Genomic DNA, 26,506 nt, shown 5'->3' with positions numbered 1-26,506 from the left:
TCATCATGATCCTACACAGTAAGGTTTTTATGAGTAATCGGACTCAAAATGTTCGTTTACCCGCAGAGTTACGGTTTCCTGATGATGTGAAAGAAGTCACCGTTAGAATGAAAGGTAAAGAGCGTATTATTACACCACTGCAAAATACGTGGGATAGCTTCTTTTTAACGGAAACTTCGGCCACGGATGATTTTTTAGTTTCGAGAGCAGAGCAAGTTCCTACCCCAAGAGAATCTTTCGATGATTAAATACTTGCTTGATACTAATATTGTTATTTTCACCATCAAACGACGACCTGCAGCATTATTACCAAAGTTTAACCAGCATGCTGACCAATTGGCAATTTCAACAATTACGTTAGCAGAGCTGGTTTTTGGTGCAGAAAAAAGCATGAATCCAGAACGAAATTTAGCTGTTGTTAATGATTTCGTTTCTCGGCTTTGCGTGTTGCCTTATGATGAAGCGGCCGCTTGTCATTACGGTGATATTCGAGCAAATCTCGAAAAACAAGGTAAAAAAATCGGGGAAAATGATCTACACATAGCGGCTCACGCTAGAAGCAAAGGGCTTATCGTCGTTACAAATAATACTCGCGAGTTTGAAAGGGTTGATGGTTTAAGATTAGAGGATTGGGTCAATTCATCATAAAAAGGCGCTAAGGTTAACAAACTTAACACCTTGAAATGCTTATTTAACAAACGGCGACGACAAAATCATCACTATGATTGTTTTATCATCAAACGAACAAAAAAATAAAAAATTTGAGTTCAAACGCTTGCTAGTATCTTAATTTCTCGTATAATGCGCTCCCCGTACCGATGAAGTTTTTGTGATTTTATTGGCACGATTAAGGCACCAAGAATTGGTTATGCGGGAATAGCTCAGTTGGTAGAGCACGACCTTGCCAAGGTCGGGGTCGCGAGTTCGAGTCTCGTTTCCCGCTCCAAATTTTCTTGATGTTTTAGCTAGAGCACTATTTTCGGAATGCGGGAATAGCTCAGTTGGTAGAGCACGACCTTGCCAAGGTCGGGGTCGCGAGTTCGAGTCTCGTTTCCCGCTCCAAACTTTCTTAGTGCTTTAGTTATAATAGTTTTTAGCAAAAGCAGTACCCACCAAATGCGGGAATAGCTCAGTTGGTAGAGCACGACCTTGCCAAGGTCGGGGTCGCGAGTTCGAGTCTCGTTTCCCGCTCCAAATTTTTACCTCTCAATTTTTTTTTGTTTTTCTTTCTGTATTATCCCCTAATAAACATTCTATTAAACGCTAGTTTTGTGCTTACGCGTTAATACTTATTCGCCTTTTAGCGTTCATTATTTACACAAAAGCAGCTTTTACCTTCCTTGCCCACGATCCTTTTATTATTTATGATCTTTTTAGGATCCAAGTGAGTTTTTTGCTTGCATTAATAGACGGGGAGCCATAGAATAGCCACCCCTTAGCAATAGGGCATCCTATAAGAACTTCAGCTAAAATGGCGAACGTTCGAGTAAAAGGTAAAAAATCCTATTTTCACCGGTTCAGTTAAAATATCTTATTAACCTGGCTTTTTGATAACTTTACTTTAGTTAGTTAACTAAAATTCAGCGTTTTTTTATTACTTCTCTCCATGAGAAAGTTATCCACAACCTGAGTAGGGCTAGGTTCGTTTTATCCTAGGCAGAAATACTTTGCTGCACAGAGTTATCCACAGGTTAGTTATTGGTTAATTTTTGATTATCACAAAATGAATATTATTAATTTTATTTTTAATTCATTGAAATTAAAGTAAAAAACTATTTCTTCAAAATGTGCTTAGCACAACTTGCAAATCCTTTACCTATTGTCGGGTAAGCACTTTTTTATTTTATTCACATCAGTTTGACAATTGATAGATTAGGATATAAGGCTGGACTTTTTTTAGGCGTCTCGGGGTAAACCTTTAGTAATTGCCCGAACAAGACGTTTTTGTTGCGAAGTTTGAATTGTGACTTGGTTTTCTTCTCGACGCTTGAGTTGTTGTCCAATCGACCATTGGAAGTGCTCGTCTAACATAGGGTTGATCCCAAGACGACTCTGTAATGCGAGAATAATATTATCTTGATAGGGCGCATTACCCAAAGCAACGCTGATATTACGTAGCCATTTTATATAGCCGATACGGCGAATCGCCGATCCTTCCGTAATACGGAGAAATTTCTCTTCGTCCCATGAAAAAAGATCCAATAGCTCCGGCGTATGCAATGCGGCTCTAGGGCTAAAATCCTCTTCATCCGTCAACTGAGAAAAGCGATTCCACGGGCAGATAAGTTGGCAGTCATCACAGCCATAAATCCGATTACCCATTAGAGGGCGAAACTCTTCGGGGATCGCACTATCGAGTTCAATGGTTAGATAGGAAATACAGCGCCTTGCATCAACAGTATAAGGCTCGACAATTGCACCCGTTGGGCAAGTTGTCATACAAGCAACGCAGCGCCCGCACTGCTCTTCAACGGGTTGATCAACGGGTAGAGGAAGATTGACAAGCAATTCGCCAAGGAAAAACCATGAGCCTGAATGTTGGTTAAGCACCAGTGAGTGCTTACCCGTCCAGCCTAAACCCGCTTTGACAGCAAGCGGGCGTTCTAGGATAGGTGCCGAGTCAACAAAAGGGCGAAAATTCAAATCATCGGAGCATTCAAACTGGCTGCAATACTCGAGGATCCGATCACTAAGCACTTTTAAGCGTTTTTTTAATAGCTTATGATAATCGCGACCAAGGGCGTAGCGGCTGACATAGCCTAGTTCTGGATTGTTTAGCGTGCTGGCAAAAGCTGCCTTAGCAGGAAGGTAGTTCATTCGAACACTAATGACACGCAGTGTGCCGGGGTGTAATTCATGGGGTCTCGCCCGCATCATACCATGGCGCTTCATCCACTCCATTTCTCCATGATATTGTTTATCCAGCCATGCTTGGAGCTTGGGTTCTTCAAGGGTAAGATCCGTATCGCAAATACCGACTTGTTGAAAGCCAGCATCGATGCCCCATTGTTTAATATTTTGGGCAAGAAGGTCGAGATCGAGGCGTGTGGACATGGGAAATATCTAGGTAAAAGTGGATTCGCAGGCACTCTAACACGATCATTGGATTTCTCAAAATCTACGGATCGCGTTGGCACGATCTTGCTCGGAAATGTCCGATCTCGATGTTCCAACAATGTTAAATAACACAAATAGATCTGCTTGAGTTAAAATAGGCGTTAATATCAATATTGAATGAATTTTATCATTATAATTGGCTTCGCTAACTATGAAAGAACGCACAGTACAACTTGCTAATGAAGAGCAAACAGTCGCGCTTGGGCGCACGATCGCTATGGCCTGTAAACAAGGCGCAGTTATTAACCTGTATGGCGATTTAGGTGCAGGAAAAACCACATTTAGTCGTGGATTTTTACAAGCATTGGGCCATCAAGGCCATGTAAAAAGCCCAACCTATACACTCGTTGAGCCTTATGAATTAGCGGATAGACACGTTTTTCACTTTGATCTGTATCGCTTAGCCGATCCTGAAGAACTTGAGTTTATGGGGATCCGCGACTATTTTTCAGACAACTCAGTTTGTTTAGTGGAATGGCCACAGCAGGGTAAAGGCTTCTTACCTGAAGCGGATCTGGAGATCCATTTAACCTATCAAGATGAAGGGCGTCAGGCTCGGGTTGTCGCTTTTTCGACAACCGGAGAGTCGTTATTGGAAGCGTTAACGGTATTCTAAGGAACATATAGCTCATGATGAATGCATCGATGAACAGAATAACTACCAAGGGTATTTTTTCTCTTTTCTTATTATTGATGATGTTTGCTCTGGCTCTGGTGACATCAACCGCCAAAGCTGCATCTCTCTCTAATATTCAAGTTAGTAATAGCCCTTCACAGGCGCAAGTGACATTAACATTTGTTGATGGAAAGCCTGATTATTCCTACTTCCCGTTGCACTCACCAGAACGCTTAGTGATTGATGTTCAGCAACGTGGTGAAATTATTGGCTTACCACTTAAGCTACCGAAAGGGGACTTGGTGAAGCAAGTTCGCGCTAGCCAAGCACCTGATAGCCAGCACAAACGTATCGTTCTTGAGCTTTCTCAAGCGGCAAAAACTAAAGCGGTTGTTCAGCAGGTATCAGGTCAATACCAAGTTGTCTTTACTGTATCAACAGGTAAAGGACAGACATCAAATTCATATAATAATACTGTGATGCCAGCTCAGCCGACGGCAACGCCATCTACACGTAATTCGCAGCCCGTTCAGCCCGTGCAAGAAAAACCATTAAAAATGAATGCGCCAGCGGCGGCGTCATCGACCACGCCATCAACCCCTGCAACACCAACCAAAACCTTGCCAAAAGGCACTAAGCAGGTGGTGATTGCGATTGATGCGGGTCATGGTGGAAAAGACCCAGGTGCGATTGGTAAAAACGGTTATAAAGAAAAAGACGTGACACTAAGTGTGGCGCGTAAATTGTATCAAAAACTGGATGCAGATCCGATGTTTAAGCCTGTAATGACAAGGGACGGAGACTATTTTATTTCCGTCAGCGGTCGTTCAGACGTTGCTCGTAAGAAAGGCGCCAACATGCTGGTTTCTATTCATGCTGATTCAGCACCAAACAGTAGCGCTCGTGGGGCATCCGTTTGGGTACTATCTAATCGCCGAGCAAACAGTGAATTAGGTAGTTGGTTGGAGCAACGTGAAAAACAATCTGAACTTCTTGGTGGGGCGGGTGACGCACTTAGTGGTGCAGATCCGTATTTAAGCCAAGCGGTATTGGATTTACAGTTTGGGCACTCACAACGTGTGGGTTACGATGTTGCCGTTCATGTCATTCAGCAGCTCAGAAAAATTGGTAATATTCATAAGAAAACGCCAGAACATGCGAGCCTTGGCGTACTACGTTCTCCCGATATTCCATCCATTTTAGTGGAAACTGGGTTTATCAGTAATACATCCGAAGAGCAGCTATTGAAGTCCAATGATTATCAAGAAAAAGTGGCTGATGGTATTCACCAAGGGTTACGTCAGTACTTTTTAGCGAATCCGCTGCAAGCAGCGCCAAAATAAGTGAATTAGGTTATGGCAATCCAGATCCTTTCTCCTCAATTAGCGAACCAAATAGCGGCGGGTGAAGTGGTCGAAAGACCCGCCTCAGTGGTTAAAGAGTTAGTCGAAAATAGTCTTGATTCAGGGGCAACTCGTATCGATATCGAGATTGAGCGAGGAGGGGAAAAGCTGATCCGTATTCGAGATAATGGCTGTGGGATCAACAAAGATGAGTTGATCCTCGCTTTAGCGCGCCATGCCACCAGTAAAATTGCGACATTAGATGACCTTGAAGCTATCATGAGCATGGGGTTCCGTGGGGAAGCCCTTGCCAGTATTAGCTCTGTTTCCCGCCTGACATTAACCTCCAAACCTGCAGAGCAAACTGAGGCATGGCAATCCTATGCAGAAGGTCGTGACATGCAGGTGACCGTAAAACCCGCAGCCCATCCAAATGGCACTACAGTCGAAGTGCTGGATCTTTTTTACAATACGCCAGCGCGTCGCAAATTTATGCGCACAGAAAAAACCGAGTTTGGGCATATTGATGAAATCGTGCGTCGAATTGCACTTTCCCGCCCTGATGTAGCGATTAATTTGTCGCACAATGGCAAGTTAGTTAAGCAGTATCGTGCAGCGCAAGATGCCAACCAGCAAGAGCGCCGTTTAGGCACAATCTGTGGAACGGGCTTTATGCAAGGCGCGTTAGCGCTTTCATGGGAGCACAGTGATTTAGGAATCAAAGGCTGGGTGGTTACACCATCAACGACGTCTAGCGGAGTCAGTGATATTCAGTATTGCTATGTGAATGGTCGTATGATGCGCGATAAGCTGATCAACCATGCGATCCGTCAAGCTTATGAAGGTCATTTGGATGAGAATCAACAACCTGCTTATGTGCTGTATTTGACCATCGATCCAAAGCAAGTGGATGTGAACGTCCATCCCGCTAAACATGAGGTGCGTTTTCATCAAGCCAGATTAGTGCATGATTTCATTTATCAAGCGGTACGTACTGTATTGCTTAATGCGCTGACGGAAAATGAACTTCCTGGAATAGAGCCAGTATCCAATGAAGTTGAAAACCGTGCATCTGCAGGAGATAACTACTTTGCATCTCCTGCTTCACTAGAAATAGATAAACCGCAAGGATCTCAACGGATTCATGCTAAAGAGCCTTCACTTTCTTATGATGAACCACGAAGTGAATCAGTAATGGGTAAAAGTCGCTCTTTTGCTTCAGACAATGCAGACAAATCCAGCCCAGTACCAAGCTATAACCGTTCACAACCAAACTACAGCCGCCCAGAGCCAAGCTATGAACGCAAAACGGGAGAGCTGTATCAACGTTTGATGTCGATTCCCGTTGCGCCTGAAGATAAAAAACCATTATTTCCTGAAAGAAAGCCGTTGAGTGTCAATGTTGTAGACAGCCAATCTGTAGCGAAAAGTGCGGATAACTACCAATTCGGTAAAGTATTGACAATTTACGCAAAAAACTTTGCATTAATTGAGTCTTCATTAGGGATAATCCTGTTATCCTTGAATGAAGCGAATTACTTACTCAAGCTGGCTCAATTAACGCCAGAAAATGGTGGATTAAAACCTCAACCGTTGCTAATTCCCTTAAAATTGTCACTAAAAAGTGACGAAATAGAGGTTTTGCAACGTTATAAGGAACAATTGACACTATTTGGTATCGATGCCTCGATATTTCATGGAAAAGTAACAATTCATACGGTATCGTTACCGTTAAGAACGCAAAATTTATCGCAGCTTTTTTCTGATTTAATCGTATTTTTGTCAGCAAAAGAGAGTGTCTCGAATGAAAATATCGCGAAATGGCTAGCAAATGCGATTTCTCAGGCAAAAAACGAAGAAAGTTGGAGTTTGGCGCAAGCAGTTCAATTACTGGCTGATGTTGAGCGGATCTGTCCGCAGTGGGTTACAAATCCACCGCCAACATTATTACAATTAATTAATTTACAACCCGTGGTAGCTACACTGACAAATGAGTGATTTAGTAACTCAACAAAAACCAAATGCCATCTTCTTAATGGGGCCAACGGCTTCGGGCAAAACGGCATTGGCCATCGAATTACGCAAGCATTTGCCTGTGGAGATTATTAGTGTCGATTCGGCATTGATTTATCGAGGAATGGATATTGGTACCGCGAAGCCTACTCAAGAAGAGCTTAGCCAAGCCCCGCATCATTTGATAGATATCCTCGATCCATCTCAGCCTTATTCTGCGGCTGATTTTCGTCGTGACGCATTAAATGTAATGGATGAAATTTCGTCTCAAGGTAAGATTCCATTACTGGTCGGCGGCACTATGCTTTATTTTAAAGCCTTATTAGAAGGGTTATCACCGCTGCCATCAGCCTCTCCAGAAGTTCGTGAGGCAATTGAGAAGATAGCGCAAGAACAAGGTTGGGGTGAGGTTCATCGTCGTTTGGCTGAGGTCGATCCCGTCTCTGCGGCACGTATTCATCCTAATGATCCACAAAGATTATCCCGAGCTTTAGAGGTATATCTCATTTCGGGACAAACTTTGACTGAAATGACTCAAACAGCAGGCACAGAATTGCCTTATAATGTGTTTCAGTTTGCTATTGAGCCACAAGATCGTAAAATTTTACATGAGCGTATCGAACGTCGTTTTCGTTTAATGCTAGAAGCAGGGTTTGAAGACGAAGTTAAAGCGCTATACCAACGAGGTGATCTTCATGTTGATTTACCTTCCATTCGTTGTGTAGGTTATCGGCAAATGTGGTCTTATCTCGATGGTGAAATAGATTATGATGAAATGGTTTATCGAGGGATTTGCGCGACGCGCCAATTGGCTAAACGGCAGATCACTTGGTTGAGAAGCTGGGACAATGTTCATCGGTTAGATAGTGAACAACCTCAGCAAGCGCTTGACACCGTTATACAGGTTATTAGTGCATAGGGCTATTCTTTGTGTACAATTAAAGCGTTAAGCGTAATTTTTGAGTAGTAATTTTTAGGAATCGTAAGATTCTCATTTAAAAAACAACAAAATAAGGAAAACATAGAATGGCTAAGGGGCAATCTTTGCAAGATCCGTTCCTGAACGCATTACGTCGTGAAAGGGTTCCGGTCTCTATTTATTTAGTTAATGGTATTAAATTGCAGGGTCAAATCGAATCTTTTGACCAATTTGTTATTTTGCTGAAAAACACAGTTAGCCAGATGGTTTATAAACACGCTATCTCTACTGTGGTTCCAGCACGCCCTGTTTCTCATCATAGCGGTACTGGTACTGCTGGCGCTGGCAATGGCAACTACCACGGTGGTGCTTCTGCTGGGCAAGATGGCGAATCAGCTGAGTAAGACTGTACGCTAAAAACAAGGAAAGCATGGGTAGGGAGACTATACCTGTGTTTTTCCTTTGCAATTATTGTTTAGCCTAAGAGGTTACACCTTGTTTGATAGGTATGAAGGCGGTGAACTAGCTGTACTGGTTCATGTCTTTTTTGATCAAGAAAAAGACGTTGATAATTTAGCAGAATTTGAGTCTTTAGTGACGTCTGCTGGCGTTAAACCTGTACAAATAGTAACTGGCAGCCGTAAGGCTCCCCACCCAAAATTTTTCGTTGGGGAAGGGAAAGCTGAAGAAATCGCTGAAGCCGTCGAAGCTAGTGGTGCGGATGTGGTGCTATTTAACCACACGCTTAGCCCTGCTCAAGAACGTAATCTCGAACGGGTTTGCCAATGTAAGGTCGTTGATCGTACAGGGGTAATTTTAGATATATTTGCACAACGTGCGCGTACGCATGAAGGTAAACTTCAAGTTGAATTAGCTCAATTACGGCATTTATCCACTCGCTTAGTGAGGGGATGGACGCACCTTGAGCGACAAAAAGGCGGGATTGGTTTACGTGGTCCCGGCGAAACTCAGCTTGAAACTGACCGCCGATTACTCAGAGATAAAATCAAACAGATTTTATCTCGTCTCGGACGAGTCGAAAAACAGCGTGAGCAAGGTCGCCAATCAAGAAGCAAAGCAGATATTCCAACTGTTTCCTTGGTGGGCTATACCAACGCCGGAAAATCCAGTTTATTTAATCGGATGACGTCGGCAGATGTTTACGCAGCAGACCAACTGTTTGCTACGTTAGATCCTACTTTACGTCGTATCGATGTTGATGATGTAGGAACTGTCGTTTTAGCGGACACTGTGGGTTTTATTCGCCACCTTCCACATGATCTAGTTGCTGCATTTAAAGCAACTCTGCAAGAAACACGTGAAGCCACTTTACTACTCCATGTGATTGATGCAGTTGATGTCCGACTGGATGAAAATATCCAAGCGGTTGACAGTGTGCTGGAAGAAATCGAAGCAAATGAAATCCCAACACTTTTAGTGATGAACAAAGTTGATATGCTCGGCGATTTTGTCCCGCGTATTGACAGAGATGAGGATAACAAGCCGGTTCGTGTCTGGGTTTCAGCGCAAACAGGTGAAGGTATCCCTTTGTTGCTTCAAGCATTAACGGAATGCCTTTCAGGTGAGATCGCACATTTTGAATTGCGTTTACCGCCGAATGAAGGTCGCTTACGGAGTCGTTTTTATCAACTTCAATCCATCGAACGTGAATGGCAAGAAGAAGACGGCACTATTGGACTTGAGGTGCGTATGCCAATGGTGGATTGGCGACGTTTATGTAAGCAGGAGCAACAATTACCTAACTATGTTGTTTAAAAATGATGTTAAAACAGTTAGTTGACTGAATTAACCGCAACACAGTTAGGCAATGGAATTGATATTAAGAGCCCAATATCCTCGACTTGATTCAAGACGCCCATGGGTGAAATGAATGATGAGAAATATCGCTCTTAGCCCTAAAAATCAATCATAAAGAATGGAGCTAAAACATGGCGTGGAATCAGCCCGGTAATGACGGACAAGACCGCGATCCGTGGGGAAGCGGCAATAAAGGCAGCAACTCTGGCGGGAACAAAGGTGGTCGGAAACCTGGGGCTTATGATCTCGACGATCTCTTTCGTAAAATAGGCAGCAAGCTTGGCGGCGGCGGTAATAAAGGCGGCGGTGAAGGTAACAACAAACAGCCATCACAGCTGAGCGGTCGTCTAGGTATGTTAGCACTTGCTGCGGTTGTCGTAGTATGGGCTGGCTCAGGCTTCTATACCATTAAAGAAAGTGACCGTGGCGTAGTATTACGTTTTGGTGAATATAGTGGTGTTGTCGGACCTGGTCTGAACTGGAAACCAACGTTTATCGATCAAGTCATTCCTGTGAACGTTGAAACTGTTCGCGAGCAAGCGACTAACGGTATGATGCTGACATCAGATGAAAACGTTATCCGCGTTGAAATGAACGTCCAGTATCGTGTTACTGATCCTGCTCAATACCTGTTCAGCGTAACTAATCCTGATAATAGCCTGCGTCAAGCGCTGGATAGTGCGGTGCGTGGCGTTATTGGTCAATCTGCTATGGAGCAAGTATTGACTACGAATCGAGCCTTTATCCGTGATGTTACGCAGAAAGAGCTAGAAGCTACGATTGCACCATACAAAATGGGTATTACCCTGCTGGACGTCAACTTCCAAGCGGCTCGTCCGCCAGAAGATGTTAAAGCGGCGTTTGATGATGTAATCTCCGCAAGGGAAGAAGAACAAAAAACAATTCGTGAAGCGCACGCTTACCGAAATGAAGTTCTGCCTCTCGCGAAAGGTAACGCGCAACGTATGATCGAAGAAGCTGAAGCTTACAAGGCGAGCGTCGTCTTCAAAGCAGAGGGTGAGGTCGCAAGCTTTGCGAAAATGCTACCTGAATATCGTGCTGCACCAGAAATTACCCGCGAGCGTTTATACATCGAAACGATGGAACGCGTATTAGCAAATACACGTAAAGTAATTGCTAATGATAAGAGCAACAGCATGTTAGTCCTGCCGTTGGATCAAATCATGCGTGGTGCGACGGGCAATACGCCTGCGGCGCCAAAAGTGAATCAGTCAGCAAGAATGACGAACTCAACGAACAATTCATCTTCTACGAGTTCAGCACCTGCGCAGCCAAACAATTCTGTGCGTGGTGATGCAGTTAGAGTTGGGAGACAATAATCATGCGTAAGTCATTTATTTTTGTAGTGATTGCTGTTTTAGCCGTTGCCTACGCATCAATCTTTATTGTTCCTCAAACTGAGCGCGGTATTGTATTACGCTTTGGTAAGGTTTTACGTGATTCTGAGAATAAACCCATCGTTTATGAACCAGGTCTGCATTTCAAAGTTCCATTTATTGAAACTGTAAAAATGCTAGATGCACGTATTCAAACGTTAGAAATTCAAGCTGACCGTTACCTGACTAGCGAAAACAAAGACTTAATGGTGGATTCATACCTGAAATGGCGTGTTACTGATTTCAGCCGTTACTATGTAGCGACTGGCGGCGGTAACCCATTCCAAGCAGAAACCCTGTTAAAACGTAAGTTCAGTGACCGTTTACGTTCTGAGTTTGGTCGTTTAAGCGTTAAAGACATCATCACTGACTCTCGTGGTCGTTTAACCGTTGATGTTCGCGATGCACTGAACAAAGGTACAGCAACTGACGAAGCAACCAAAGACGCTGATGCTGCAATTGCAGATGCGGCGGCTCGCGTTGAAAAAGAAACTAACTTGAAGCCACTGGTTGTTAACGCAAACAGTATGGCGGCGTTAGGTATCGAAGTGGTTGACGTGCGTATCAAACGTATTGAATTACCAAATGAAGTTTCTGAAGCCATCTATGCACGTATGCGTGCAGAGCGTGAAGCGGTAGCGCGTCAGCATCGTTCACAAGGTCAAGAAGAAGCAACTAAAATTCGTGCGGTAGCGGATAAGACAGTAACAGAAACACTGGCAGAATCAGAGCGTACAGCGCTGACCCTGCGAGGTGAAGGTGATGCAATGGCAACGAAACTGTTTGCTGATGCATTCAACCAAGACCCAGAGTTTTATGCCTTTATTCGTAGCCTGCGTGCTTATGAGCAGAGCTTCAAGAACGGTGATGATGTGATGGTGCTTAGCCCAGACACTGATTTCTTCCGTTTTATGAAGGCGCCAACTAAGCTGCGTTCAACGGATTAAATGATAAACAGCTTAAGTTACGTGCAACGAGCTTAAATTACTGTTAATCTAATAAAGAAAAGCCCGCTTCGGTGGGCTTTTTTTCGCCTGTCGTTTTAAGTGATGGATTTTTCAGGGAAAATTTGAGCTGCTCAGGTTGGGAAAATTCACTTTGAGTCTACGACAGAAATAAAACTACCATTTTACTTGCTTTCTAGAAAAAAATTTTTGTAATGCCAAAATATCACTGGAACAGTTCATTTTTGATGGTAGAATTCATTTTTAAGCAACCGAGTGTATTTCGAAATGGGTAAGAACGTTGTCGTACTGGGCACCCAATGGGGTGACGAAGGGAAGGGCAAGATCGTTGACTTGCTGACAGAACGAGCTAAATATGTAGTTCGCTATCAGGGCGGCCATAATGCTGGCCATACTCTTGTTGTAAACGGTGAAAAAACCGTTCTCCACTTAATTCCATCCGGTATTCTTCGTGAAAATGTCATCAGCATCATTGCTAATGGTGTTGTTCTTGCGCCTGATGCTTTAATGAAAGAGATGAAAGAACTGGAAGATCGCGGTGTTCCTGTTCGTGAGCGTTTACGTATCTCTGAAGCATGCCCACTGATCCTGCCTTATCACATCGCATTAGACAATGCGCGTGAAAAAGCGCGTGGAGCAAAAGCTATCGGTACAACTGGTCGTGGCATCGGTCCTGCATACGAAGATAAAGTTGCACGTCGCGGTCTGCGTGTTGGTGACTTATTCGATAAAGCAACTTTCGCTGAAAAATTAAAAGAAATCATCGAATACCATAACTTCCAACTGGTTCACTACTACAAAGAGCCAGCGGTTGATTACCAAAAAACGTTAGATTACGTCATGTCAGTTGCAGACCTTCTGACTAGCATGGTAATTGATGTTTCTGATTTGCTCTACAAAGCGCATCAGAAGAATGAATTAGTGATGTTTGAAGGTGCACAAGGTACGCTGCTGGATATCGACCACGGTACTTATCCGTATGTAACTTCTTCAAACACAACAGCGGGTGGTGTTGCAACAGGCTCAGGCTTAGGTCCACGTTATGTGAACTACGTTCTGGGGATCATCAAAGCTTACTCAACACGTGTTGGTGCGGGTCCATTCCCAACTGAACTGTTTGATGAAACGGGTGAATTCCTGCGTGAGAAAGGCCAAGAATTCGGTGCAACCACTGGTCGTAAACGTCGTACTGGTTGGTTAGACATCGTGGCTATCAACCGTGCTGTACAAATTAACTCCCTGTCAGGTTTCTGCTTAACTAAACTGGACGTTTTAGACGGTTTAGAAGAAGTGAAAATCTGTGTTGGCTACCGTCGTCCAGATGGCAAAGTGTTAGAAACAACACCTTTAGCCGCCGATGAGTGGGTTGGTTTAGAGCCAGTTTACGAAAGCATGCCAGGCTGGAGCGAAACGACTTTCGGCGTTAAAGAAAGAGCGTTACTACCGCAAGCAGCTTTAGATTACATCCAACGCATTGAAGAATTGACGGGCATTCCTGTTGATATTATTTCAACTGGTCCAGACCGTTCAGAAACGATGATCCTGCGTGATCCGTTTGACGTTGAGTAATAGACAGAACAGCGCTCACTGAGCGCTGTTTTTTTATCTCTCCCATTTTCCTTCCGATGAATTCCTTTTTGATAAAACGCTAAAATTTTCAGATAATATCCATCAAGTTGAACATTATGTGCCATTGTAAGCATCTTTACGGGCAAGGATGGGCTAGACTAAAACTAAGGCGATATACTGTAGAAAATCGTTCAAATTGACCGTTAGATGGTAGCCAAAAAAACAAATATAACGAAAATGGCAGATAAGTATTTCACTACATACTGTAGTACCAAAAATTTTTGAGGTGATTGTGCAGCTGACAAGTTTTACTGATTATGGGTTACGCGCCCTAATTTATTTAGCCGCCCTAGAAAAAGGGCAAATGACGAGTATTACACAAGTCACTGAAGTGTATGGTGTTTCTCGTAATCACATGGTTAAAATTATTAATCAGCTAAGCCACCTTGGCTATGTAAAAGCCACCCGTGGTAAAAATGGCGGGATCGCACTGGGTCAACCGGCGGAATCCATTCGGATCGGTGATGTTGTCCGCGCATTAGAACCACTCACTCTAGTCAATTGTAGTGGCGAATTTTGCCATATTACGCCCGCTTGCCGCCTAAAAGGTGTATTGCAAAAGGCGATACAACAATTTTTACAAGAACTAGACCAATATACGCTAGCGGACATGGTCAAAGATAATAGTCCGCTGTATCAATTACTGCTCGATTAATGTCTCAGTAATTTATCACTCTGATGACAATGGAGGTAACAATGTCAAACGATCCTTTTCAGGAAAGAGAAGCAGAAAAATACGAATCCCCAATTCCGAGTAGAGAGTTTATTTTAGATCTCTTATCTAAGCGCACAGCACCTGCAAACCGTGAAGAAATTGCACAGCTACTCAACCTCTCTACGGAAGATGAATTGGAAGCATTGCGTCGTCGCTTACGTGCGATGGAACGTGATGGACAGTTAGTTTTCACTCGCCGCAAATGTTATGCATTACCAGAGCGTATTGACCTATTAAAAGGTAAAGTTATTGGTCACCGTGATGGTTATGGTTTCTTGCGTGTCGAAGGTAAAAAAGAAGATTACTACTTATCTCAAGATGAGATGAAGCGCGCTTTACATGGTGATGTGATTTTGGCTCAACCTTATGGTCAAGACCGTAAAGGGCGTACTGAAGTGCGTGTTGTACGTGTATTAGAGCCGCGCAATAACCAAATTGTTGGACGCTATTTTATTGAAGCGGGAATGGGGTTTGTTGTTCCTGATGATAGCCGTTTAAGTTTCGATATTTTAATTCCGAAAGACAAACAGTGTGGCGCCCGTATGGGTAACGTGGTGGTGGTAGAATTAGAAACTCGCCCACAACGCCGCTCTCAAGCTGTTGGGAATATTATTGAAGTACTCGGTGAGACTATGGGTACGGGTATGGCGGTAGAAATCGCATTACGTACTCATGAAATTCCGCACTCTTGGCCGCCACAAGTGACAAAGCAAGTGGCTGATTACAGTGAAACAGTCCCTGAAGCTGCGAAGAAAGGGCGTGTGGATCTACGCGATCTTCCACTCGTTACCATCGATGGCGAAGACGCTCGTGACTTCGATGACGCCGTTTACTGTGCACCGAAAAAAGGTGGCGGTTGGCGTTTATGGGTGGCGATTGCGGATGTGAGCTATTATGTCCGCCCACAAACGGCACTGGATACGGAAGCCCATAGCCGTGGTAACTCGGTCTACTTCCCATCCCAAGTTGTGCCAATGCTACCGGAAGTGCTGTCTAACGGATTATGTTCACTAAACCCAGGCGTAGATCGTCTGTGTATGGTATGTGAAATGACGGTTTCGGCATCTGGAAAACTTTCTTCATATAAATTCTATGAAGCGGTGATGAGCTCCCACGCGCGTTTAACCTACACCAAAGTGTGGAAAATGCTGCAAGGGGATGAAGAGCTACGCGAGCATTACAAAGCGTTAGTGCCTCATATCGAGCATTTACACCAATTATACAAAGCGTTAGATGCAGCACGTATTGAGCGTGGCGCTATCTCGTTTGAGTCTGAAGAAGCCAAATTTATCTTCAATGCGGAACGTCGCATTGAGCGTATTGAGCCTGTAGAGCGTAATGATGCACACAAATTAATTGAAGAGTGCATGATTTTAGCTAATATTGCGGCGGCGCGATTTGTTGAGAAAAACGAAGAGCCTGCACTATACCGTGTGCATGACCGTCCGAAAGAAGAGAGCGTTATGAACTTACGCTCAGTATTCAGCGAGTTAGGTTTAACACTGCCGGGTGGCATGAAGCCAGAGCCAAGAGATTACGCCCAAGTAATGAACGAAGTGGCTGAGCGCCCAGACCATGAGCTATTGCAGACCATGATTTTGCGTTCAATGAAGCAAGCGATTTATGATCCAGAAAACCGCGGTCACTTTGGTTTAGGTCTAAAATCGTATGCGCACTTTACCTCGCCAATTCGTCGTTATCCTGACTTAAGCTTGCACCGTGGTATTAAATACTTACTGGCAAAAGAGCATGGTCATGGAGATAAGCGCTGGACGGAAACGGGCGGATGGCACTCCGATATGGACAGCATGCTGCAATTGGGCGAGCACTGCTCACTGACTGAGCGCCGCGCAGATGAAGCTACCCGTGACGTCGCAGATTGGTTAAAATGTGACTTCATGCAAGACCAAGTGGGACAAGTATTTACTGGACTTATCACTAGCGTGACAGGTTTCGGTTTCTTTGTTCGCTTAAATGACCTATTCATTGATGGCTTAGTGCATATCTCAACCCTCGATAACGACTATTATCGTTATGACGCGGTTGGACAGCGCTTAATCGGTGAATCTTCCGGTACAACTTATCGCCTTGGCGATGAAGTGGAAATCCGTGTAGAAGCGGTACATATGGATGAGCGCACCATTGATTTTGCTTTAATTTCAACGACACGAAAAGCGAAAAACCCGGGCAAAACCACGCGGGATAAGATGAAGAAAGAAGTTAAAAATGCGACACGTTCAGCCCGTCGAAAAGGTGATGTGAGCAAAGAAAAAAACTTCGAACCTGATTCTGCATTTCGTCGTTCAGAGAAAAAAGGCAAGAAAGACAGCAAAGAAGCTAAACCTGAAGGTAAAGGAAACGGTAAAGCGAAAAGCAAAAAGCCGTCCGATAAAACCAAAAAAATCAGTGCCAAGTTAAAAGCAAAACGCGTGGCGAAAAAATCCCAAAAACAAGAGGGATAAGCGCGTTTCATGATACAAGGTGGCGGGCAATCGCCACCTTTTGATTTTCCACCTATTTAATGTTCTCAACCTAAAAGATATTTATGAGCGAAATTATTTATGGCATTCACGCAGTGAAAGCCCTGCTTGAGCGTTCTCCGCAACGTATTAAAGAAGTCTATATTTTAAAAGGTCGTGAAGACCGCCGCCTGATGCCTATCGTTCATGAAATCGAAGCGTTGGGGATTGTGGTGCAAGTGGCAAATCGCCAATGGATGGACGCACAAACTGAAGGTGCAGTACACCAAGGGATTATCGCCAATGTGTTAGCCGGTAAACAGTATCAAGAAGGGGATCTTCCAGATTTACTGGAAAGCACCGAATCGCCATTTTTACTGATCCTCGACGGTGTGACGGACCCACATAACTTAGGTGCGTGTTTACGTAGTGCAGACGCAGCCGGTGTTCATGCAGTGATTGTTCCTAAAGACAAATCCGCACAATTGAACGCAACCGCGAAGAAAGTGGCATGTGGTGCAGCGGAAAATGTTCCGCTGATCCGTGTGACTAACTTGGCAAGAACCTTACGTTTACTGCAAGAGTACAATGTGTGGATTGTCGGCACCGCCGGCGAAGCTGACCATAACTTGTATCAAAGTAAACTGACTGGCGCTATCGCATTAGTGATGGGCGCGGAAGGTGAAGGTATGCGTCGTTTGACTCGCGAACATTGCGACGAGCTGATTAGCATCCCAATGGCGGGCTCAGTTTCATCGCTGAACGTCTCTGTGGCAACGGGCGTGTGCCTGTTTGAAGCAGTACGTCAACGCATTGCCAAATAAATCATAAAATAATTTTTGCTTAATTTGTCCCCATCTCTTGAGTTTTTTATCTGGGATGGGTATAGTTACGCGTCAATTTTTTAGCCGCACTCAACAAGTTCCTTGCCTCCGCGGGCCGCGGTTAACCCAGACAGGAGGCTAATAATCCGTAAGGAGCAACTACTAATGCGTCATTACGAAATCGTTTTTATGGTCCATCCTGACCAAAGCGAACAGGTTCCGGGCATGATCGAGCGTTACAGTGCTGTTATCACTAACGCACAAGGTCAGATTCACCGTCTGGAAGACTGGGGCCGTCGTCAACTGGCTTACCCAATCAACAAACTGCACAAAGCTCACTATGTTCTGCTGAACGTAGAAGCTCCACAGGAAGCGATTGATGAGCTGGAAACTAACTTCCGCTTCAACGATGCCGTTATCCGCAGCATGGTTATGCGCTTAAAACACGCAGTAACAGAAGCTTCTCCAATGGTCAAAGCCAAAGACGAACGTCGCGGCCGTGACATGTCTGATGATTATCAAGACGAAGAAGCAGAAGAAACTGGGGATTCTGAAGAGTAATTGCTCAGGTGATCACTAATCGTCTGGTGCTGACAGGCACAGTCTGTAAAGCATTGATTCGAAAAGTGAGTCCGTCCGGCATTCCACATTGCCAGTTTGTTTTAGAACATCGTTCTGGACAACAGGAAGCTGGAATGTCACGGCAAGCATGGTGCAGAATGCCCGTCATTGCCAGCGGACAAGCCTTACAAACCCATACTCACAGTATAACGGTCGGCAGTCTGATTACTGTTACAGGTTTCATTAGTACCCATCAGGGACGTAATGGAATCAGTAAATTAGTCTTACATGCCGAGCAGATTGATTTGATAGATTCTGGAGACTAGCCATATGGCACGTTATTTCCGTCGTCGCAAGTTCTGCCGTTTCACAGCGGAAGGCGTTCAAGAGATCGACTATAAAGATATCGCAACGCTGAAAAACTATATCACTGAAAGTGGTAAAATTGTACCAAGCCGTATCACCGGTACTCGTGCAAAATATCAACGCCAGCTCGCTCGTGCTATCAAGCGCGCTCGCTACCTGTCTCTGTTACCATACACTGATCGTCATCAGTAATTGGTACAGTCCATTAACGACTAATAGAGGATAAGGTAATGCAAGTTATTCTGCTTGATAAAGTAGCTAACCTAGGTAGCCTGGGTGACCAAGTTAACGTTAAATCGGGCTACGCTCGTAACTTCTTAGTACCACAGGGCAAAGCTGTTCCTGCAACTAAGAAAAACGTTGAATTCTTCGAAGCTCGCCGCGCTGAACTGGAAGCTAAATTAGCTGACGTTCTGGCAGCAGCACAGGCTCGTGCAGCAGCTGTTACTGCGCTGGGTTCTGTTACTCTGGCTTCTAAAGCTGGTGACGAAGGTAAACTGTTCGGTTCAATCGGTACTCGTGACATCGCTGACGCAATCACTGCGGCTGGCGTTAAAGTTGCGAAAAGCGAAGTTCGCCTGCCAAACGGCGTTCTGCGTACTACTGGTGACCACGAAGTTCACTTCCAGTTACACAGCGATGTTTTCGCAGAGCTGAACGTTATCATCGTTGCTGAGTAATCAATAATGATGATAGTTGCCACTGTTAACGCGGTGGCACAATAAAAAAACACCGGGAATCCGGTGTTTTTTTATTTCTAGCATATCTAAAACTTACTGATTGACTGAACATTGGTAATCCAGTAATTCTCCTGCACTACCTAAATTAAACTGCCAAACATCCATCCGATTCGCTAATAATACCATCGAACCATCTTTCAGCTCCGTCACCGCCAGTCCATAGTTCCCCATGTTGTCATTATGTGCTTGAACATATTCATTTAGCTGCTTGAAAGGGCTTTGTTGGCTATCTAACTTTTTCGCCCAATATTCATGCCCTTCCAATTCCACTGGAAAAACATGCCACTCAGATTTAATCGCATCTGCATGTTGGTTAACTAGCTCAATAACCTGCGGTTTTAGGCAAGCAATATGGATATGAAGTTGATCTTGGGAACGCCCATATTGTGAATTAATCGCTAAAGCGAGTTTATCATCGCTAATAACGGGTTGACCTGCGGGGCTAACACTTTCTCGTTCATTCCAGGCAAGCGTAAAGTAATCCGGACTATTATATTCGAGTAATAAAGGGGATTCGATACCACTGACTTTATCGGTTGGCAGTACCAAATTATGAACCGGGCCTTTTTTATCTTTGAAGAGTACATAGCGATTGTCTAAATCCACTTTCATGCAAGATGGATTACGCTGGTCAGGATCATTGATAGCAATGCACTGCTGGCTAATGATATTCCACAGCCCATCTGCATGGTATTTAATCCATGAAATATAGCCAATAAGACTGAGTAGTAGGAGTAAAACTACGGCGGCAATAATTTTAATGAGCTTCTTTTTGCAGGTATTGTTGTTTTTCTGCATAGATTGTCCTGTTCTTTTCCCTGTTTAACTATTAAGTGTAATAAAGAACAGTGATTATACGTAGTTTATGGTGAGAAATGTCATCAAATAACGTCTCAATTGAATTTTTATTCTGAAAATAAAAGAAAGGTCGGGGTATTGTATGAAATCCCCGACGTTAAAATATAAATTAAGGTGTTCGGTAATAGCTACCATCGCTTAAGCGTGTAAAGCTATAGGTTTGACCGTTGGTTGCTGTAATTTCCAGCTGTTGAACTTCACCTTTCCCATTGGCTTTCAATCGGATTTTCTGCCCTTGCTGCAAGTTGCTAAGGGGTTTTTCTGAGCCTTCAGCTTTTGCCATGATAAAGGCATCATTTGCCTGCAAGTTATTATCACGAAATAGCTGCGCCAATGTTTTTCCTTTCTGAACGCGATAATTCTGCCATTCATTAGCTGACGGGCGAGTGGTTGGTGGCGTGGATGGCTGTGATGGCACGCTGGTGCTTGGCTGCTGTGTCGGCTGAGATGTTTGCGGCTCTTGAATAATTTCAGGCTCACTTGGCAATGGCGGTGATGTCTCTGGGATGTTGGTTGTCGGTTGCTCTGGTTGCGATAACACCGTATCCGGGATTGGATTAGGCTGCGAAGTCGGTGGGATCACAATAGGTTGGTTTGGCACATTGCTTGTATTATTTTGGGTGGAATTAGATTTATCGCCAGCAGGCCAAAATAAGGCAGCAATAACGATCAGCGCTAGAATAGCAATTCCATAGCGATGAAAAGTGGATAGTCTCAACATGACCCCTCCTATATTTGAGGAATAATTAATCACAGACGTTTTAACGCATACTAGCACTATTTACGCGTAAATTAACAAGTTGAAGACTAATTTAGGAGAACACTGAATAATTTAGACAGTTTTATTCTTCCGTTATCGGGTTTAGGTTTACCCATAGGAAAGGGGCTGCTATCCTTGGTTTTTCTCAAAAATGAAATGGGTATTTTCATGGCAAACCAAAACTTTGATTCAGTAGAAGCTCAAGCGAGCTATGGCATTGGTCTACAAATTGGACAGCAATTATTAGAATCAGGACTAGAAGGTTTAGTTCCAGACGCAATTTTAGCGGGTCTGACTGATTCTTTAGAAGGCAACATGCCATCAGTTCCAGTTGAAGCTCTGCATAAAGCACTGCGTGAAATGCACGAGCGTGCAGATGCAGTTCGCCAAGAGCGTCAAAAAGAACTGGCTGCAGAAGGTCAAAAATTCTTAGATGAAAACCAGAAGAAAGACGGCGTATCGACTACTGAGTCTGGTTTGCAATTCTCTGTGATCAACCAAGGTGAAGGCGCAATCCCAGCTCGTTCTGACCGTGTTCGCGTTCATTACACCGGTCGTTTAATTGACGGTACTGTGTTCGACAGTTCCGTACAGCGCGGTCAGCCAGCAGAATTCCCAGTAAGCGGCGTGATCCCTGGTTGGATTGAAGCACTGACATTAATGCCAGTGGGTTCAAAATGGGAATTATACATTCCTCATGAATTAGCTTACGGTGAGCGTGGTGCTGGCGCATCCATTCCGCCATTCAGCACCCTCGTTTTCGAAGTTGAGTTACTGGAAATTTTATAATTTTCTGACTGACTTACAGAAAAGAATAATAGCCTCATTCGCTTGCCATTTTGGTATAGCTAATGAGGCTTTTTTATTAGCGTAAATATTCTGCTCTTGTTACTCTTAAAGGCTTAGTGTCATTAGGGGAAATAAAATGCGCCAACAACTTTGTACGCTTGCCCGAGAGGCGGGTGATGCCATCATGAAAATCTACAATGGGCATGCGCCATTGCGGGTTGAACATAAACAAGATGATTCCCCTGTCACGGCTGCGGATATTGCTGCCCATCAAATCATCAAGAAGGGGCTTTCAGGTTTATCACCTGATATCCCTCAACTTTCAGAAGAAGATCCACCAGAATGGTCTGTACGTCGTGATTGGCAACGTTACTGGCTTATTGATCCATTGGATGGAACTAAAGAATTCATTAATCGCAATGGTGACTTCACCGTGAATATTGCGTTAATTGAAAATGGCATTCCAGTCATGGGGGTGGTTTTCGCACCCGCAAAAGGTTTGATGTATTACGCCGAAGGCTCTCAAGCGTGGAAAGAAGAGCATGGACAAGTTCAGCGCATTCACGTCAAAGCTGCGACGCCGCCTGTGGTGGTGATCAGCCGTTCTCATCAAGACCCCCAATTGATGGCGTATCTCGCTAACCTTCCGGAACATCGCACAGCTGAGATAGGTTCATCGCTAAAATTTTGTTTAGTGGCGGAAGGCTGCGCGCAGTTATATCCTCGTTTTGGACCGACTAATATCTGGGATACGGCCGCAGGGCATGCAGTGGCATTAGGTGCAGGGGCAAGCGTGGTGGATTGGCAGGGAAATACACTGGATTATTCCCCGAGAGAGTCTTTTTTGAACCCCGGTTTTGAATGTCGTTAAGATAGCGAAAATAGCAAGATAATAAAAAGTCGGGTAGCTAATGATCAACTTCCCCGACTTGAACAATATGATTTAATGTTTAGTTATCTAATTGCAGCACTTTAGCCGTTGCAGTACGAATATCTAGACATGCTTTTGCATCCTGTTTTAAATCAATTCCATAAGTTGGAATGATAGTCTTCAGGCGTGCTTCCCAACCATCCGCAGAGAGTTGATCTGCAAAGCAGGTTTTCAGTACATTGAGTGCGATAAACGCAGCAGTCGATGCGCCCGGTGATGCACCCATTAATACGGTGAACGATTTATCTGCACTCGTAATCAGCTCAGTACCGAACTCTAATACGCCTTTTTTCACCGGATCAGGTTTAATGATCTGAACGCGTTGACCCGCGACCACTTCTTTCCAATCTTCACGCTGCGCATCAGGATAGAATTTTTGCAGCATAGAGAATTGATGGGCAGACGTTTGCAGCACTTGTCCCACGAGATATTCAGCCAATGACCAATCATCTTTCGCGATGGCAAGCATCGGTTCAATATTATTCAGTCTGATGGAATCAAACAGATCCAAATAAGATCCATGTTTTAGGAACTTACTCGAGAAACCAGCATACGGTCCAAACAGTAAAGAGCGTTTTCCGCCGATGATACGGGTATCTAAATGCGGTACAGACATCGGTGGTGAGCCCTTATCGGCTTTTCCGTAAACTTTGGCGTGGTGGCGAGCAGCGACTTTTTCATCGTCACAGCGCAACCAAATTCCACTCACAGGGAATCCGCCATAGCCTTTACCTTCCGGAATACCGGATTTTTGCAGTAATTCAATGGCGCGACCACCGGCTCCCACAAACACAAATTTTGCGGACGTGATGGTTTTTTCGTGGGTCAGAAGGTTCTTCACTTCTACATTCCAGCGCCCATCAGGCGTCTGTGTCACATCAATCACTTCATGTTTATAGTGAAGAGAAAACCCTTTTTGTTCGCTCAGTTGCGCCATCAATAAGTGGGTTAAGGCACCGTAATCTACGTCAGCCCCAGTAACGACACGGGTAACCGCAATTTTTTCATTAGGATCACGGCCTTCAACCACTAATGGTGCCCACTCATCAATCTGTTTTAGGTCATCGCTGTATTCCATATTATGGTAACAGTGATGGGCAGACATTTGACGGAAACGTTGTTGTAAAAACTTGATGTTGTCTGCACCAGAGACAAAGCTCATGTGTGGACAAGGGTGGATAAAGTCCCGTGGATTTTTGATTTTGCCTTTGGTGACTAAGTAGGACCATAGCTGGCGAGATAGGTCAAATTCAGTGTTTACTTCAAGGGCTTTGCTGATATCTACCGTGCCATCAGGGTTTGGCGGGGTATAGTTCATTTCACAGTTTGCTGCGTGACCTGTTCCCGCGTTATTCCATGGATGGGAACTCTCTTGGGCACAATCATTTAATCTTTCGAATACCGCGATAGTGAGATTTGGCTCCAGCTCTTTAAGAAAAGTGCCGAGCGTGGCGCTCATGATCCCCGCACCGACTAGCGCGATATCAACATTTTCTGCAATGGGTTTAGTCATGGAAATCCCTATTTTTTATTCGGAGTGAAACACAAGTCTGTACCGTCTTGATACACCACATAAGCGCGTCTCCAAGGCTCATCACCAATCAGACGCCATTTGTGTCCTGTTCCGGTGTTGTCTTGAGCAAGCAGAATGTCACCTGGTTTGATAATAAATGTGGAGCCATCTTTGGTTTCGAACTCTAAGGTACCAGTGAGGGTGATTACATAGCGAGGAACGGGGTCTTTATGCCAATCCCACGAGCCACCTGAAACGGTTTCGCGGAAGGTGAGCTCACTGACGGCAATGACAGGGCTTTGGTCATCTCCACGAGCAACACCATTCAGTTCAATGGTGCCTTCTTCAAACAGAGAGTTACCGTCTTCACCTGTCCACATACGAATACAACGGATCATCTTATTTAGCTCCTTAACTTAAGAATAATATTGCTTAATAACTAAGATAATATTCAGTGTTTCGATTTTTACCTTAACGAAAAATAGTGAAGTTCAGAAAATAGGATGTCTTTAAATCTAAAGTTTTTTAATGGCAAGGTCAAAGTTAATATTTTTAAGTGAAAGTATTTTATTGAAAAAATAGACTTTTTAATTTTATCGATGATTGTTTTTGGATGGGTTTATTTGATGTTTTTTTAATTTAAATCAAAGCGATAAAAGATAATTCTTTTTTGATGGAATAAACTCTATTTTATTCTTTTTATTATCGAGTTTAGATGCTCGGTAATGGAAAGTGTAATAAATTGTAATTTATAAAAAATAAGAGAATAAAGTATGAAAATAAGAAAGAGAATAGAAAAATAAATAGCAAAGAAATCGTTTAATGATGACTATATAAAATGGTTTAAGAGTAGAAGGGTAAAAATGCTATTTTCACCCTTTAAAAATTAACTATTTTTTGGATTTAGAATTCCGCTTAAGGCGAGATGTTGAATAAGCATAATGGTTTTGCCATCCATGATTTCACCATTTTTGATAGCGGCAAGTGCATCAGGGAATGACCATTCCATAACCTCAATATCTTCACCTTCATCAGCGAGTCCGCCACCATCACTTTGGCGGTCTTTATCACTGTATTGGGCAATGTAAAAATGCAGCTTTTCCGTGACGGAGCCTGGGCTCATAAAGGCTTCAAACACCTTTTCGATATTATCAATTTTATAGCCAGTCTCTTCTTCGGCTTCAGCAATAATTCTTGCTTCAGGGGAAGAACCTTCAAGTAGTCCGGCAGCGGCTTCAATCAGCAACTGTTTATATCCAGAAACGTACATTGGCATACGGAATTGACGGATCAAGATAATGCTATTTTTGGATGTGTTATACAGCAAAATGACAGCGCCATCGCCACGGTCATACACTTCACGCTCTTGTTTTTGCCAAGAACCGTCGTGTCGCTGTAATTCATAGGTATATTTTTTGAGAATGTACCAATTATCTGACAGTAATTTTTCGCTGATATTCCTAACTTGAGGCTGTTTCATAAATAAGTCGCGCAGAGATAAGATAAATTTAATCTAGCACTATAAATAGAAAGGGAAAATAGACAGTAAATAATAAAAAGCCAGTAAGGTTGTATTACTGGCTTTTTATCGAGATGGATTATTTGATGATTTGCAGTTGTTTAACGTCGATCTCTTTAGAGTTCCAGTCTTTATCAACTTCACCGCGAATTTCGATTTTATCTTTCGGCGTGACGTTCACTCCATTGAAGCGTTTTTGGCTAATTTCAACGGTGATTGTGCCTGTGCCATCGGTGAATTCGTAATGTTTTTTATCCAGTTGTTTAACGAGATTACCGCGTAAAACAACCCAGCTGTTGTCAGATAATTCAAGGGCTTTTGCAACTGTTGTTTCACTTGCATTCGGTCCGTTAAAACCGCCTTCTTGGGTTTTCATGGTTTCAGTGTTAGTGGTGTTGGCGACTTCACCTGGGCCTGAAAAACCACCGGTAGCAGCAAAAACAGGAGCGGTAGCAAGGGCAGCGATTAAGGTGATTAAAGGTAATTTTTTCATTTTTGTTTCTCCACAAGTAACCAGAAATTTGGTCTATGGGATGTATTTAACCAAGTAAATCTTAACAGGATCTTAAGAACTCAAATTAATTAAATATATTTTTAATTTGGACAATCACCACTGGTCATCATGAATTTAATAAGATAAATATAACAATATTC

27 protein-coding genes and 3 tRNA genes are annotated in these 26,506 nt (G+C 43.6%); 23 read left to right on the top strand and 7 right to left on the bottom strand.

What is annotated here, in order from left to right; all coding sequences use genetic code 11:
* The first annotated feature begins 5 nt into the window (after positions 1-5).
* From vapB to M5X66_RS16615, 5 genes are all read left to right on the top strand, one after another.
* Entirely contained in the window at positions 6-248 is a 243-nt protein-coding gene (gene vapB, locus M5X66_RS16635) for a type II toxin-antitoxin system VapB family antitoxin (protein ID WP_036948919.1), read from the top strand.
* Positions 241-648 carry a type II toxin-antitoxin system tRNA(fMet)-specific endonuclease VapC gene (vapC, locus tag M5X66_RS16630; protein WP_036948921.1) on the top strand — a complete coding sequence of 136 codons (408 nt, stop codon included), beginning with the start codon at positions 241-243 and terminating at the stop codon, positions 646-648. Before vapB ends, vapC begins: the two co-directional genes overlap by 8 nt.
* 222 nt (positions 649-870) lie before the next feature.
* Positions 871-946: transfer RNA gene (locus M5X66_RS16625), tRNA-Gly, on the top strand.
* Between the two features lie 40 nt (positions 947-986).
* Positions 987-1,062, top strand: a tRNA-Gly gene (locus tag M5X66_RS16620).
* 56 nt (positions 1,063-1,118) lie between these two features.
* Positions 1,119-1,194: transfer RNA gene (locus M5X66_RS16615), tRNA-Gly, on the top strand.
* Between the two features lie 702 nt (positions 1,195-1,896).
* On the opposite strand, the gene queG is transcribed toward M5X66_RS16615, so the two are convergent.
* On the bottom strand, positions 1,897-3,054 hold the full coding sequence (gene queG, locus M5X66_RS16610) for a tRNA epoxyqueuosine(34) reductase QueG (protein ID WP_108478804.1): 1,158 nt from the start codon (positions 3,052-3,054) through the stop codon (positions 1,897-1,899).
* 214 nt (positions 3,055-3,268) lie between these two features.
* Here queG and tsaE point away from each other — a divergent pair, with 214 nt between their 5' ends.
* From tsaE to rplI, 16 genes are all read left to right on the top strand, one after another.
* Entirely contained in the window at positions 3,269-3,733 is a 465-nt protein-coding gene (gene tsaE, locus M5X66_RS16605) for a tRNA (adenosine(37)-N6)-threonylcarbamoyltransferase complex ATPase subunit type 1 TsaE (RefSeq protein ID WP_036948926.1), read from the top strand.
* Between the two features lie 14 nt (positions 3,734-3,747).
* Positions 3,748-5,076, top strand: coding sequence for an N-acetylmuramoyl-L-alanine amidase AmiB (gene amiB, locus M5X66_RS16600; RefSeq protein ID WP_036948929.1), 1,329 nt, complete (start codon positions 3,748-3,750; stop codon positions 5,074-5,076).
* Positions 5,077-5,088: 12 nt separating this feature from the next.
* Positions 5,089-7,074, top strand: coding sequence for a DNA mismatch repair endonuclease MutL (mutL, locus tag M5X66_RS16595; protein WP_270103742.1), 1,986 nt, complete (start codon positions 5,089-5,091; stop codon positions 7,072-7,074).
* The gene (gene miaA / locus M5X66_RS16590; RefSeq protein WP_036948935.1) at positions 7,067-8,008 is read left to right on the top strand and encodes a tRNA (adenosine(37)-N6)-dimethylallyltransferase MiaA; all 942 of its coding nucleotides are present in this window, start codon (positions 7,067-7,069) and stop codon (positions 8,006-8,008) included. The genes mutL and miaA overlap by 8 nt, the downstream gene beginning before the upstream one ends.
* A gap of 107 nt (positions 8,009-8,115) precedes the next feature.
* Positions 8,116-8,412 carry an RNA chaperone Hfq gene (hfq, locus tag M5X66_RS16585; RefSeq protein WP_006662385.1) on the top strand — a complete coding sequence of 99 codons (297 nt, stop codon included), beginning with the start codon at positions 8,116-8,118 and terminating at the stop codon, positions 8,410-8,412.
* A 91-nt stretch (positions 8,413-8,503) separates the two neighbouring features.
* On the top strand, positions 8,504-9,784 hold the full coding sequence (gene hflX, locus M5X66_RS16580; RefSeq protein WP_036948938.1) for a ribosome rescue GTPase HflX: 1,281 nt from the start codon (positions 8,504-8,506) through the stop codon (positions 9,782-9,784).
* 173 nt (positions 9,785-9,957) lie between these two features.
* Positions 9,958-11,166 (top strand): FtsH protease activity modulator HflK, encoded by a 1,209-nt coding sequence (hflK, locus tag M5X66_RS16575; RefSeq protein WP_270103741.1) that lies wholly within the window; start codon positions 9,958-9,960, stop codon positions 11,164-11,166.
* A 2-nt stretch (positions 11,167-11,168) separates the two neighbouring features.
* Positions 11,169-12,170, top strand: a complete 1,002-nt coding sequence (gene hflC, locus M5X66_RS16570) for a protease modulator HflC (RefSeq protein WP_036948944.1) — start codon at positions 11,169-11,171, stop codon at positions 12,168-12,170.
* 285 nt (positions 12,171-12,455) lie between these two features.
* Positions 12,456-13,757 carry an adenylosuccinate synthase gene (locus tag M5X66_RS16565; RefSeq protein ID WP_036948947.1) on the top strand — a complete coding sequence of 434 codons (1,302 nt, stop codon included), beginning with the start codon at positions 12,456-12,458 and terminating at the stop codon, positions 13,755-13,757.
* 292 nt (positions 13,758-14,049) lie between these two features.
* Entirely contained in the window at positions 14,050-14,472 is a 423-nt protein-coding gene (gene nsrR, locus M5X66_RS16560; protein ID WP_036948950.1) for a nitric oxide-sensing transcriptional repressor NsrR, read from the top strand.
* 41 nt (positions 14,473-14,513) lie between these two features.
* Positions 14,514-16,994: a ribonuclease R gene (gene rnr, locus M5X66_RS16555; protein WP_154599712.1), complete on the top strand. Its 2,481-nt coding sequence runs from the start codon at positions 14,514-14,516 to the stop codon at positions 16,992-16,994.
* An 83-nt stretch (positions 16,995-17,077) separates the two neighbouring features.
* Positions 17,078-17,815, top strand: a complete 738-nt coding sequence (gene rlmB, locus M5X66_RS16550; protein WP_036948954.1) for a 23S rRNA (guanosine(2251)-2'-O)-methyltransferase RlmB — start codon at positions 17,078-17,080, stop codon at positions 17,813-17,815.
* A 165-nt stretch (positions 17,816-17,980) separates the two neighbouring features.
* On the top strand, positions 17,981-18,376 hold the full coding sequence (gene rpsF / locus M5X66_RS16545; protein ID WP_006657979.1) for a 30S ribosomal protein S6: 396 nt from the start codon (positions 17,981-17,983) through the stop codon (positions 18,374-18,376).
* A gap of 8 nt (positions 18,377-18,384) precedes the next feature.
* A complete protein-coding gene (priB, locus tag M5X66_RS16540) occupies positions 18,385-18,702 on the top strand; it encodes a primosomal replication protein N (protein ID WP_036948958.1) in 318 nt (105 codons plus the stop codon).
* A 4-nt stretch (positions 18,703-18,706) separates the two neighbouring features.
* Entirely contained in the window at positions 18,707-18,934 is a 228-nt protein-coding gene (gene rpsR, locus M5X66_RS16535; protein ID WP_000135199.1) for a 30S ribosomal protein S18, read from the top strand.
* A gap of 38 nt (positions 18,935-18,972) precedes the next feature.
* On the top strand, positions 18,973-19,422 hold the full coding sequence (gene rplI, locus M5X66_RS16530) for a 50S ribosomal protein L9 (RefSeq protein ID WP_036948960.1): 450 nt from the start codon (positions 18,973-18,975) through the stop codon (positions 19,420-19,422).
* Between the two features lie 93 nt (positions 19,423-19,515).
* On the opposite strand, the gene M5X66_RS16525 is transcribed toward rplI, so the two are convergent.
* Positions 19,516-20,280: a CDP-diacylglycerol diphosphatase gene (locus M5X66_RS16525; RefSeq protein WP_270103740.1), complete on the bottom strand. Its 765-nt coding sequence runs from the start codon at positions 20,278-20,280 to the stop codon at positions 19,516-19,518.
* Between the two features lie 169 nt (positions 20,281-20,449).
* Positions 20,450-21,061 carry a LysM-like peptidoglycan-binding domain-containing protein gene (locus M5X66_RS16520; RefSeq protein WP_154599711.1) on the bottom strand — a complete coding sequence of 204 codons (612 nt, stop codon included), beginning with the start codon at positions 21,059-21,061 and terminating at the stop codon, positions 20,450-20,452.
* A gap of 207 nt (positions 21,062-21,268) precedes the next feature.
* On the opposite strand from M5X66_RS16520, the gene M5X66_RS16515 reads away from it, so the two are divergent.
* Entirely contained in the window at positions 21,269-21,889 is a 621-nt protein-coding gene (locus tag M5X66_RS16515; RefSeq protein WP_036949262.1) for a peptidylprolyl isomerase, read from the top strand.
* Positions 21,890-22,025: 136 nt separating this feature from the next.
* Positions 22,026-22,760 carry a 3'(2'),5'-bisphosphate nucleotidase CysQ gene (gene cysQ, locus M5X66_RS16510; protein ID WP_108478812.1) on the top strand — a complete coding sequence of 245 codons (735 nt, stop codon included), beginning with the start codon at positions 22,026-22,028 and terminating at the stop codon, positions 22,758-22,760.
* 79 nt (positions 22,761-22,839) lie between these two features.
* On the opposite strand, the gene mqo is transcribed toward cysQ, so the two are convergent.
* The 4 genes from mqo to M5X66_RS16490 all read right to left on the bottom strand — a co-directional run bounded on the left by mqo (position 22,840) and on the right by M5X66_RS16490 (position 26,345).
* On the bottom strand, positions 22,840-24,333 hold the full coding sequence (mqo, locus tag M5X66_RS16505; protein ID WP_036948971.1) for a malate dehydrogenase (quinone): 1,494 nt from the start codon (positions 24,331-24,333) through the stop codon (positions 22,840-22,842).
* A gap of 8 nt (positions 24,334-24,341) precedes the next feature.
* A complete protein-coding gene (locus M5X66_RS16500; protein ID WP_036948974.1) occupies positions 24,342-24,731 on the bottom strand; it encodes a cupin domain-containing protein in 390 nt (129 codons plus the stop codon).
* Positions 24,732-25,219: 488 nt separating this feature from the next.
* Positions 25,220-25,813: an NUDIX domain-containing protein gene (locus M5X66_RS16495; RefSeq protein ID WP_036948977.1), complete on the bottom strand. Its 594-nt coding sequence runs from the start codon at positions 25,811-25,813 to the stop codon at positions 25,220-25,222.
* A gap of 118 nt (positions 25,814-25,931) precedes the next feature.
* Complete coding sequence (locus M5X66_RS16490; RefSeq protein ID WP_036948980.1) at positions 25,932-26,345, bottom strand: YgiW/YdeI family stress tolerance OB fold protein; 414 nt, start codon at positions 26,343-26,345, stop codon at positions 25,932-25,934.
* Positions 26,346-26,506 lie beyond the last annotated feature (161 nt).

Origin of the sequence: Providencia sp. PROV188 (assembly GCF_027595165.1) — a bacterium.
Lineage (GTDB): Bacteria > Pseudomonadota > Gammaproteobacteria > Enterobacterales > Enterobacteriaceae > Providencia > Providencia lanzhouensis.
The sequence above is the reverse complement of the archived record's forward strand: the minus strand, read 5'-3'. Positions and strand labels throughout refer to the sequence as shown.

What these genes read in the sequence shown, in the direction of transcription:
- vapB (WP_036948919.1), top strand. Translation starts at nt 6, where the DNA reads ATGATCCTACACAGTAAGGTTTTTATGAGTAATCGGACTCAAAATGTT.
- vapC (WP_036948921.1), top strand. Translation starts at nt 241, where the DNA reads ATGATTAAATACTTGCTTGATACTAATATTGTTATTTTCACCATCAAA.
- queG (WP_108478804.1), bottom strand. Translation starts at nt 3,054, where the DNA reads ATGTCCACACGCCTCGATCTCGACCTTCTTGCCCAAAATATTAAACAA.
- tsaE (WP_036948926.1), top strand. Translation starts at nt 3,269, where the DNA reads ATGAAAGAACGCACAGTACAACTTGCTAATGAAGAGCAAACAGTCGCG.
- amiB (WP_036948929.1), top strand. Translation starts at nt 3,748, where the DNA reads ATGATGAATGCATCGATGAACAGAATAACTACCAAGGGTATTTTTTCT.
- mutL (WP_270103742.1), top strand. Translation starts at nt 5,089, where the DNA reads ATGGCAATCCAGATCCTTTCTCCTCAATTAGCGAACCAAATAGCGGCG.
- miaA (WP_036948935.1), top strand. Translation starts at nt 7,067, where the DNA reads ATGAGTGATTTAGTAACTCAACAAAAACCAAATGCCATCTTCTTAATG.
- hfq (WP_006662385.1), top strand. Translation starts at nt 8,116, where the DNA reads ATGGCTAAGGGGCAATCTTTGCAAGATCCGTTCCTGAACGCATTACGT.
- hflK (WP_270103741.1), top strand. Translation starts at nt 9,958, where the DNA reads ATGGCGTGGAATCAGCCCGGTAATGACGGACAAGACCGCGATCCGTGG.
- hflC (WP_036948944.1), top strand. Translation starts at nt 11,169, where the DNA reads ATGCGTAAGTCATTTATTTTTGTAGTGATTGCTGTTTTAGCCGTTGCC.
- M5X66_RS16565 (WP_036948947.1), top strand. Translation starts at nt 12,456, where the DNA reads ATGGGTAAGAACGTTGTCGTACTGGGCACCCAATGGGGTGACGAAGGG.
- rnr (WP_154599712.1), top strand. Translation starts at nt 14,514, where the DNA reads ATGTCAAACGATCCTTTTCAGGAAAGAGAAGCAGAAAAATACGAATCC.
- rlmB (WP_036948954.1), top strand. Translation starts at nt 17,078, where the DNA reads ATGAGCGAAATTATTTATGGCATTCACGCAGTGAAAGCCCTGCTTGAG.
- rpsF (WP_006657979.1), top strand. Translation starts at nt 17,981, where the DNA reads ATGCGTCATTACGAAATCGTTTTTATGGTCCATCCTGACCAAAGCGAA.
- rpsR (WP_000135199.1), top strand. Translation starts at nt 18,707, where the DNA reads ATGGCACGTTATTTCCGTCGTCGCAAGTTCTGCCGTTTCACAGCGGAA.
- rplI (WP_036948960.1), top strand. Translation starts at nt 18,973, where the DNA reads ATGCAAGTTATTCTGCTTGATAAAGTAGCTAACCTAGGTAGCCTGGGT.
- M5X66_RS16525 (WP_270103740.1), bottom strand. Translation starts at nt 20,280, where the DNA reads ATGCAGAAAAACAACAATACCTGCAAAAAGAAGCTCATTAAAATTATT.
- M5X66_RS16520 (WP_154599711.1), bottom strand. Translation starts at nt 21,061, where the DNA reads ATGTTGAGACTATCCACTTTTCATCGCTATGGAATTGCTATTCTAGCG.
- M5X66_RS16515 (WP_036949262.1), top strand. Translation starts at nt 21,269, where the DNA reads ATGGCAAACCAAAACTTTGATTCAGTAGAAGCTCAAGCGAGCTATGGC.
- cysQ (WP_108478812.1), top strand. Translation starts at nt 22,026, where the DNA reads ATGCGCCAACAACTTTGTACGCTTGCCCGAGAGGCGGGTGATGCCATC.
- mqo (WP_036948971.1), bottom strand. Translation starts at nt 24,333, where the DNA reads ATGACTAAACCCATTGCAGAAAATGTTGATATCGCGCTAGTCGGTGCG.
- M5X66_RS16500 (WP_036948974.1), bottom strand. Translation starts at nt 24,731, where the DNA reads ATGATCCGTTGTATTCGTATGTGGACAGGTGAAGACGGTAACTCTCTG.
- M5X66_RS16495 (WP_036948977.1), bottom strand. Translation starts at nt 25,813, where the DNA reads ATGAAACAGCCTCAAGTTAGGAATATCAGCGAAAAATTACTGTCAGAT.
- M5X66_RS16490 (WP_036948980.1), bottom strand. Translation starts at nt 26,345, where the DNA reads ATGAAAAAATTACCTTTAATCACCTTAATCGCTGCCCTTGCTACCGCT.